The following is an 8,290-nucleotide window of genomic DNA, read 5'->3' as shown; positions in this document are numbered from 1 at the left end:
CTGCAGGCCATGACCTTCCTGCTCGAACGCTGGCAATGCCTGGTGCGGGCCGCGACCTCGACCGACGATGCGCTCGACATGCTTGGCGACACCGACTGGGTGCCCGACATCGTCATTGCCGACCAGCATCTCGACGGCGGCGATCTCGGTACCACGACCATCGCTGAAGTCCGCGACTATCTCGGCCGCGCCGTGCCGGCGCTGATCGTCACCGCCGACAGTTCGGAAGCAGTCGCCAAAGCCGCCCGCTCCGGCGGCATCGAACTGATGCGCAAGCCGCTGAAACCGGCACAACTAAGGGCGCTGCTGGCGCATTTGCTGGCTTAGCTGGTCATTTATCTCCAGAGGGCCGAGCGCAGCAAAGCTCAAAATCCCGCCTGGTCCCGAAACAGCTCCGCATTGTCCAGCTTCGACACCTCGATCACCGCCTGCGTGCGGCTATAGACATTGAGCTTGCGCAATATCTCCGAGACATGCGCCTTCACAGTCGTCTCGCCCACCTGCAGCTCGTAGGCGATCTGCTTGTTGAGGAGACCCTGGCGCAGCATCTGCAGCACGCGCAATTGCTGCGGCGTCAGCGTCGACAGGCGCTGCACCATGTCGGCGCGGTCGACGCTTTCGGCGTCCGGCGTGCGGCCTTCATAGGTTTCCGGCACATAGATCGCGCCTTCCATCACCGAGCGTATGGCGGCGGCGAGGTCGCTCTTGCGCGCCGATTTCGGGATGAAGCCGGCAGCGCCGTAGGACAGCGCCTCAGAAATGATCTTCGGCTCCTCATAGCCTGAGACGATGACCACGGGCAGGCGCGGATAGCGGGTCCGGAGTTGCAGCAGCCCGTCAAAACCGTGCACGTCGGGCATCGAGAGGTCGAGAAGCGCGAGGTCGAACGGCTTGGCATCGGCCAGAAGATCGAGCGCCTCGGTGATCGAGCGCGCCTCCACCGTGTCGACTTCCGGATAGGCCATCTGCACGGCGCTGTGCAGCGCCTCGCGAAACAGCGGATGGTCGTCGATGATCAGGAACCGGGCGCGATCGTGGGTTGCGGTCATGGGGTTCATTTCAGTTCGTGAGCGATTAGAATAACCTCTCCACCATGGCCAGATTATTGCCAAATAGTATATCGCCATCTCCGGCGGAAAGTGCCGCCGGCACTTTCTCGACCAAATCGCCTTGTCCAGGCCCTAAATCGGTCGAATGTTCCGGCAACCAAGCAGAGACCCTTGATGACAGAATTCGTCCTTCCCCTGCCCGCAACCGCATCGGTGGCCGTCGCCGGTTCGTCCGATCGTTTTGCGGTGCGCCGTATCTACTGCGTCGGCCGCAACTACGCGGCGCATGCCCGCGAATTCGGCAATGACGAGCGTGATCCGCCCTTCTTCTTCACCAAGCCGGCCGACGCGGTGGTCGATTCCGGCACCGCTATCCCCTACCCGCCGCTGACGGCCAATCTGCACCACGAGATCGAACTGGTGGCCGCGATCGGCAAAGCCGGCTTCCGCATTCCCCGCGACAAGGCGCTGGACCATGTCTGGGGCTATGGTGTCGGCATCGACCTCACCCGCCGCGATCTGCAGGACGAGGCCAAGAAGGCCGCCCGGCCCTGGGACTGGTCGAAGGCCTTCGACCGCTCCGCCCCTTGCGGCCCGCTGGTGCAAGCGCAGGAATCCGGCCATCCACGGAAAGGCCGCATCTGGCTCGCCGTCAACGGCAAGGTCAGGCAGGACGCCGACCTCGCCGAACTGATCTGGCCGATATCGGATATCGTGTCGATCTGCAGCGAGGCGATGGAACTCGAGCCCGGCGACCTGATCTTCACCGGTACGCCGGCAGGCGTCGGCGCGGTTGGCGTCGGCGACACGATGACCGGCGGCGTCGACGGCATCGGGACCATCGAAGTGACCATCGGCCAACCGAAGTGAGGCCATGAGCGAACTCATCCTGCACAACTACTATCGCTCCTCCACCTCCTATCGGGTGCGGATCGCGCTGGAGATGAAGGGGCTGAGCTACGACTATGTCCCGCATCATCTGCGCCATGGCGAGCATCTGGAACCAGCCTATCTCGCGGTCAATCCTCAAGGGCTGGTGCCGGCGCTGATCCTCGGCGACGGCACGCTGCTGACCCAATCGCTGGCGATCATCGAGTTCCTCGACGAGACCAAACCGGAACCACCGCTGCTGCCGAAGGACCCGGCCGGCCGGGCACGCGTGAGAATGCTGGCGCAGATGATCGCCTGCGACATCCACCCGGTGAACAATCTGCGCGTGCTGACCTCGCTGCGCACTCTGTTCGGCGCCGGCGACGAAGACATCACCAACTGGTTCCGCCACTGGGTGAACGAGGGTTTCCGGCCGCTTGAAAAGATCATGGCGTCGTCGGCGGAGACGGGTACATTCTGCCATGGCGATGCGCCGGGCCTGGCCGACATCTGCCTCGCCGCGCAGATTGCCAGCAACGCCCGGTTTGGCGTCGATCTGACGCCCTACCCGACGATCGCGCGCATCAACGCCGCCTGCATGGCGCTGCCGGCCTTCCAGAAAGCCGCGCCCCAGAACCAGCTCGATGCCGAGTAGAGAAGCCACTGACCCGGATGAAGCCAAGGCGCTGGCCGATATCGAGGCCTATGGCTGCCACATCTTGCATGTGCTGGAGGAAGGCGACGATCCGCCTTTCACCTATTCGGTTGGAATAGAGCACAACTTCAAGGCGCCGGAACTCATCGTCATCGGCCTGAAGCCGGAAATCTCCCAGTTCATCATCAACGAGTATTGCAGCCGCGTCCGCTCCGGCGAGGTTTTCCAACCAGGGCAGCGATCGTCCGGTTTTATCGAAGGTTTCGACTGTCAATTCGGCACCGTTCACATCGAACACTACCGCGAGCATTTCGGCTGGGACCTCTGGTTCTACGACGGCCTGGATTTCCGTGTTCTCCAGCTGATCTATCCCACTGTGGACGGCATCTGGCCATGGCAGGCCGAGGCGAGCAACTGGTTCCGGGCCTGGCAGCCGCTTCTCGACACCGCGCCGTCGCCATAGGCCTATCTGCCGACGCGCAGCGTCAACGCCCAGAACAGCAGCGCCAACAGGCCGATGCCGGCGCCAAGCACACAGACGCCATTCCAGCCCATTGCACCGTAAGCCATGGTCGAGGCGATGGAGCCCAGGGCACTGCCGACCGAGTAGAAGATCATATAGCCGCCAACCAGTCGGCTGCGCGCATCCGGGCGCCGGGCGAAGATCAGGCTCTGGTTGGTGACGTGGACGGCCTGGATCGCCAGATCGAGCATGACGATGCCGGCAACGAGCAGCCACAGCGACATGCCCATGAAGGCGATCGGCAGCCAGGCTGCCATCATCAGCAGCAGGCTGAAGCCGGTGACCAACTGGCCGCGGCCGCGATCGACGAGGCCGCCGGTCCAGCGCGCACCGAGCGCGCCGGCGACGCCCGCAAGGCCGAAAAGCCCAATCTCGGTATGCGAAAGTGAAAATGGCGCAGCACTCAACGGCAGCACCAGCGGCGCCCACAGCACGTTGAAGCTGGCGAAGATCAGCATGGCCAGCACCGCCCGCACGCGCAGCAGCGGCTCCTGCGCGAACAGCAGCAGCACCGAAGCGAGCAGGCGCGGATAGGATGTGCGTGGCCGCTCCGCCTCGTGGCGCGGCAGGATCAGGTAGAGAACCATCGCCATGACAAGCGTCAACCCGGCCGAGACAAGATAAACCCAGCGCCAACCGGCGAAATCGGCGACGACCCCTGAAGCGAAGCGGGCAAGCAGGATGCCCAGGATGACACCGCTGGTGACGGTGCCGACCGCCCGCCCCCGCTGCGACGCTACGGCGAGGTCGGCAGCGAAGGCGACCAGCACCTGCACCACCACCGCAAGCAGCCCGACCACCGCCAGGCTCGCCAGCAGCATCGCCGCATTGGGCGCGACCCCGACCGCCACCAGCGCCACGGCAGACAGAATCGCCTGCCCGGCAATCAGCTTGCGGCGATCGAACAGGTCGCCCAGCGGCACGATAAAGAACAGGCCGAGCCCATAGCCGATCTGCGTTACCGTCACCACGATGCCAACCGAGGCCGGCGCGATAGCAAAATCATGCGCCATGGCGTCGAGCAGCGGATGGGCGAAATAGACATTGGCAACGCTCAGGCCGCAGGCGATGGCGAAGATCAGCGCGGTCAATCGTGACAATCCCGCAGGCGGCGGCGCCACCCGAGGCGGCCCATCGGATTGCTCGAGGCTTGTTGCACCGCTGTTCACCACCTGCATGTTCATGTCTGCTCTCTCCATAAAAGGTTTCAACTTGAAACCTCTTGCTGGATAGGCAGAACAGTTTTATGTTGCAACCGAAAATCGAATGCTGGACCAACGACTGCCATGGTGAAACGAACGAGCCACCACGAAGCGGATTGCCTCATAGCGCGACCACTGGACGCGATTGGCGACTGGTGGTCGCTGCTCATCGTGCGTGACGCGTTCGACGGCTTGCGGCGCTTCGGCGAATTCCAGAAGAGCCTCGGCGTCGCCAAGAACATCCTGTCGTCGCGGCTGCGCAATCTCGTCGCGCATGGCATCCTCGAAACGGTCCCGGCACCCGACGGCAGCGCGCACCATGAATATGTGCTGACGCAAAAGGGACGCGGCCTGTTCTATGTCCTGGTTGCCCTGCGGCAATGGGGCGAGACCTACTTCGCCGGACCGGGCGAACCCTATACCTTCATGGTCGACAATCTCACCGGCCGGCCGATCAAGCGCCTGGAAGTCCATGCCGAGGACGGGCGGCAGCTTGCCCCCGGCGAAACCCGGCTTGCCGACTTTCGCAACCGCGAAACCGGTTAAGAGCTGCTGCCTGCCAACAGGCGTGGCGGAATCGATTTCCGCTCGACCAGACAGGGAATCGGCTATCGTTTCCTGCAGCACAGAGGGTGGAGTGACCGATGAAAGCCGTCGTCTTCGAGAAATTCGGCGAAGCGCCGACGATCCAGACCGTTCCCGATCCGAAGCCGGCAGCCGATGGCGTCGTCATCAAGGTCGAAGCGACCGGTCTGTGCCGCAGCGACTGGCATGGCTGGATGGGTCATGACGATGGCATCACGCTGCCGCATGTACCGGGCCACGAACTGGCCGGTATCGTCGTCGCCGCCGGCAAGCAGGTCACCCGCTGGAAGGCCGGCGAGCGCGTCACCGTGCCGTTCGCCGTCGGCTGCGGCCGCTGCTTCGAGTGCAATTCGGGCAATCACCAGGTCTGCGAGCATCAGACCCAACCCGGCTTCACCGGCTGGGGTTCGTTCGCCGAATATGTCGCCATCGAACACGCCGACACCAACCTAGTGCGCTTACCCGACGAGATGGAATTCGCCACCGCCGCCAGCCTCGGCTGCCGCTTCGTCACCTCGTTTCGCGCCATCGTCGACCAGGGCCGGGTGACGCCGGGCGAATGGGTCGCGGTGCATGGCTGCGGCGGCGTCGGCCTGTCGGCGATCATGATCGCCAGCGCCATGGGCGCCAATGTCATCGCCATCGATCTCACCGACGAGAAACTGGATTTCGCCAAAAAGATCGGCGCCGTCGCCACCATCAATGCATCTACGACGCCGAACGTGGTCAAGGCGGTCAAGCAGATCACCAATGGCGGCGCGCATATGTCGATGGACGCGCTCGGCCACCCCACCACCTCGTTCAATTCGATATCCAATCTGCGCCGGCGCGGCCGCCATGTGCAGGTCGGCCTGATGCTGGGCGAGCATGCCCGGCCGCAGGTGCCGATGGACAAGGTGATCGCCTTCGAACTCGAAATCCTTGGCAGCCACGGCATGCAGGCCTACCGCTACCAGGCGATGATGGACATGATCCGCAACGGCAAGCTGAAGCCCGAACTGCTGGTCGGCAAGAGAATCAGTCTCGACGAGGCGCCCGCGGCCTTGATGGCGATGGGCGGCTTCGAGGGGATTGGTATTGGAGTGGTGACGAAGTTCTAAAGCGCGTCGCGTTTGAACGGATCCAGGCGACGCGCTTTAGGTCCTTGTTTTTATGCATGTCGTTCTCCCAAAACCGGGGCCACTTTTGGGCGACATGCATTGGGCGAGGACGGCACCGTCGTCAGGCGATCGCGCGTCGTGGCAATTCCTGCTTCGCGAATCGCTTGGCGCCTACGACGCAGAGCACGACGCCAAGCGTGACGACCACCATCAGCGGGCTGACCTGCTCGTGCAGCAGCGTCGCTGCCAGTGCCAATCCGAAAAATGGCTGCAGCAGCTGCAACTGCCCGACCGCGGCGATGCCGCCTTGCGCCAGCCCGCGATACCAGAACACGAAGCCGATCAGCATGCTGAACAGCGAGACATAGGCAAGCCCTATCCACGCCCTGACGCCGACGCCTTCGAACGATGGCGGCATGGTCATCAGCGTCAGCACCAGCATGATCGGCAGCGACAGCACCAGCGCCCAGCAGATCACTTGCCAGCCGCCGAGCTTGCGCGACAGCGCGGCGCCCTCGGCATAGCCCAGGCCGCAGGCGATGATGGCGGCCAGCATCAGACCATCGCCCACCGGCGAGGCCGTCACGCCCTGCGTCAGGGCAAAACCCGCGACCAGCGCGCTGCCGATGCATGAAAACAGCCAGAACGCCGGGCGCGGACGGTCGCCGCCGCGCAGCACGCCGAAGATCGCGGTCGCCAACGGCAGCAGGCCGACGAAGATGATGGAATGGGCCGTGGTGACGTGCTTGAGCGCCAACGCGGTCAGCAGGGGAAACCCGACAACCACGCCAAGTGCGACGATCACCAGCGACAGCAGATCGCCGCGCTCCGGGCGTTTCTGCCGAAACAGAAGCAGCAGCGCCAGGCCAAGCAGGCCGGCAATCGCCGCCCGGGCCGACGTCAGGAATGTCGGATCGAAATCCCTGACCGCCACGCGCGTTGCCGGCAGGGAGCCGCTGAAGATCAACACGCCGATGAATCCATTCATCCAGCCGCTCGCGGTCTTGTCCATCGTATGCTCCGTTTGTCGGCTCCGTATCGCGCGGAGCCGGTGGTATCGCCAGAGACAATGCGGTACAATTATGCAAAACTGTCATGCTTGGCAGAGCAGTACGGATGGACAAACAGACCACAGGAAGCGAGAGCAGCGGAACGCTGGTCGAAGGTGTCATGGCGACGATCCGCCAGCGGATCGCGGCGCGCAGCCTGACGCCGGGAGCGCAATTGCCGTCGATCCGCGCCTTTGCCAAATCCATGCGAGTGTCCAAATCCACCGTGGTCGAAGCCTATGAGCGGCTCGCCGCCGAAGGGACGATCCGCTCGCGGCCGGGCTCCGGATTCTATGCCGCCGGATCGCTGGCGCCGCTGTCGCTGGCCGAAATCGGCCCCCGCCTCGACCGCGCGGTCGATCCACTCTGGATCTCACGCCAGTCCCTGGAGGCCGGCGACGACATGCTGAAACCCGGCTGCGGCTGGCTGCCGGCCTCGTGGATGCCGCAGGCCGGTCTGCGCCGGGCACTGCGCACGGTAGCGCGTGCCGACGATGTCGCACTGGCCGATTACGGCACGCCGCTCGGCCTGCCGCCGCTGCGGCAATTGCTGGCGCGGCGTATGGCCGGGCACGGCATCGAGGCCTCTCCCGAGCAGATCATGCTGACGGAATCAGGCACGCAGGCCATCGACCTGTTGTGCCGGTTCCTGATCGAGCCCGGCGACACCGTGCTGGTCGACGACCCCTGCTACTTCAACTTCCATGCTTTGTTGCGCGCCCACCGAGCCAAGGTCGTCAGCGTTCCCTACACGCCGTCGGGGCCGGACATCGATCTGTTCGCGCAGGCGCTGGCCGAGCATCGGCCGCGCCTCTACATCACCAATTCCGCCATCCACAACCCGACCGGCGCGGTGCTGTCGCCAGTCACCGCCCATCGGCTGCTCAAGCTCGCCGACCAGTCGGAATTGACTATCGTCGAAGACGACATCTTCGCCGATTTTGAACATGCGCCCGCCCCCAGGCTGGCGGCGTTCGATGGTCTGAACCGCGTCGTCCACATCGGCAGCTTCTCCAAGACGCTGTCGGCGTCGGTTCGCTGCGGCTTCATCGCAGCCCCCCGCGACTGGATCGAGCCCCTGACCGACCTGAAGATCGCCACCACCTTTGGCGGCGGCCGGCTTGCGGCCGAATTGGTGCTGACGCTGCTCAAAGACGGCAGTTACCGGAAGCACATGGATTTGCTGCGCGCACGGCTTGCGCGCGCCATGGGCGAGACGGGCGCCCGCCTGAAGGCGATCGGCATCTCACCCTGGAT

Annotated in this window: 10 protein-coding genes; 7 read left to right on the top strand and 3 right to left on the bottom strand. The window is 64.2% G+C overall.

What is annotated here, in order from left to right; genetic code table 11:
• Nucleotides 1–327 (top strand): response regulator (locus EN964_RS16610; RefSeq protein ID WP_127276547.1); only part of this gene is annotated, 327 nt, incomplete at its 5' end.
• A gap of 38 nt (nucleotides 328–365) precedes the next feature.
• Here the strand turns inward: EN964_RS16610 and EN964_RS16605 are convergent.
• Nucleotides 366–1,049, bottom strand: a complete 684-nt coding sequence (locus tag EN964_RS16605) for a response regulator transcription factor (RefSeq protein WP_027039066.1) — start codon at nucleotides 1,047–1,049, stop codon at nucleotides 366–368.
• Between the two features lie 174 nt (nucleotides 1,050–1,223).
• On the opposite strand from EN964_RS16605, the gene EN964_RS16600 reads away from it, so the two are divergent.
• From EN964_RS16600 to EN964_RS16590, 3 genes are read left to right on the top strand one after another with little or no spacing between them, the layout of a single operon-like run.
• Nucleotides 1,224–1,919: a fumarylacetoacetate hydrolase family protein gene (locus tag EN964_RS16600; protein ID WP_127273131.1), complete on the top strand. Its 696-nt coding sequence runs from the start codon at nucleotides 1,224–1,226 to the stop codon at nucleotides 1,917–1,919.
• 4 nt (nucleotides 1,920–1,923) lie between these two features.
• On the top strand, nucleotides 1,924–2,574 hold the full coding sequence (gene maiA / locus EN964_RS16595) for a maleylacetoacetate isomerase (protein ID WP_127271345.1): 651 nt from the start codon (nucleotides 1,924–1,926) through the stop codon (nucleotides 2,572–2,574).
• Nucleotides 2,564–3,037, top strand: coding sequence for a DUF4262 domain-containing protein (locus EN964_RS16590; protein WP_127271343.1), 474 nt, complete (start codon nucleotides 2,564–2,566; stop codon nucleotides 3,035–3,037). The genes maiA and EN964_RS16590 overlap by 11 nt, the downstream gene beginning before the upstream one ends.
• A 2-nt stretch (nucleotides 3,038–3,039) precedes the next feature.
• Here the strand turns inward: EN964_RS16590 and EN964_RS16585 are convergent, their stop codons facing one another.
• A complete protein-coding gene (locus tag EN964_RS16585) occupies nucleotides 3,040–4,281 on the bottom strand; it encodes an MFS transporter (protein WP_127273130.1) in 1,242 nt (413 codons plus the stop codon).
• A gap of 102 nt (nucleotides 4,282–4,383) precedes the next feature.
• On the opposite strand from EN964_RS16585, the gene EN964_RS16580 reads away from it, so the two are divergent.
• Nucleotides 4,384–4,845 (top strand): helix-turn-helix domain-containing protein, encoded by a 462-nt coding sequence (locus EN964_RS16580; protein ID WP_127271974.1) that lies wholly within the window; start codon nucleotides 4,384–4,386, stop codon nucleotides 4,843–4,845.
• Between the two features lie 98 nt (nucleotides 4,846–4,943).
• On the top strand, nucleotides 4,944–5,984 hold the full coding sequence (locus tag EN964_RS16575; protein ID WP_127258661.1) for a zinc-dependent alcohol dehydrogenase family protein: 1,041 nt from the start codon (nucleotides 4,944–4,946) through the stop codon (nucleotides 5,982–5,984).
• A 121-nt stretch (nucleotides 5,985–6,105) separates the two neighbouring features.
• Here the strand turns inward: EN964_RS16575 and EN964_RS16565 are convergent, their stop codons facing one another.
• Complete coding sequence (locus EN964_RS16565; protein WP_127272798.1) at nucleotides 6,106–6,996, bottom strand: DMT family transporter; 891 nt, start codon at nucleotides 6,994–6,996, stop codon at nucleotides 6,106–6,108.
• A 104-nt stretch (nucleotides 6,997–7,100) separates the two neighbouring features.
• Here EN964_RS16565 and EN964_RS16560 point away from each other — a divergent pair.
• The coding region (locus tag EN964_RS16560; protein WP_164775845.1) for a PLP-dependent aminotransferase family protein at nucleotides 7,101–8,290 on the top strand (1,190 nt) is incomplete at its 3' end.

Origin of the sequence: Mesorhizobium sp. M7A.F.Ca.CA.001.10.2.1, assembly GCF_003998575.1 — a bacterium.
GTDB lineage: Bacteria > Pseudomonadota > Alphaproteobacteria > Rhizobiales > Rhizobiaceae > Mesorhizobium.
This window is presented reverse-complemented; position numbering and strand designations above follow the sequence as displayed.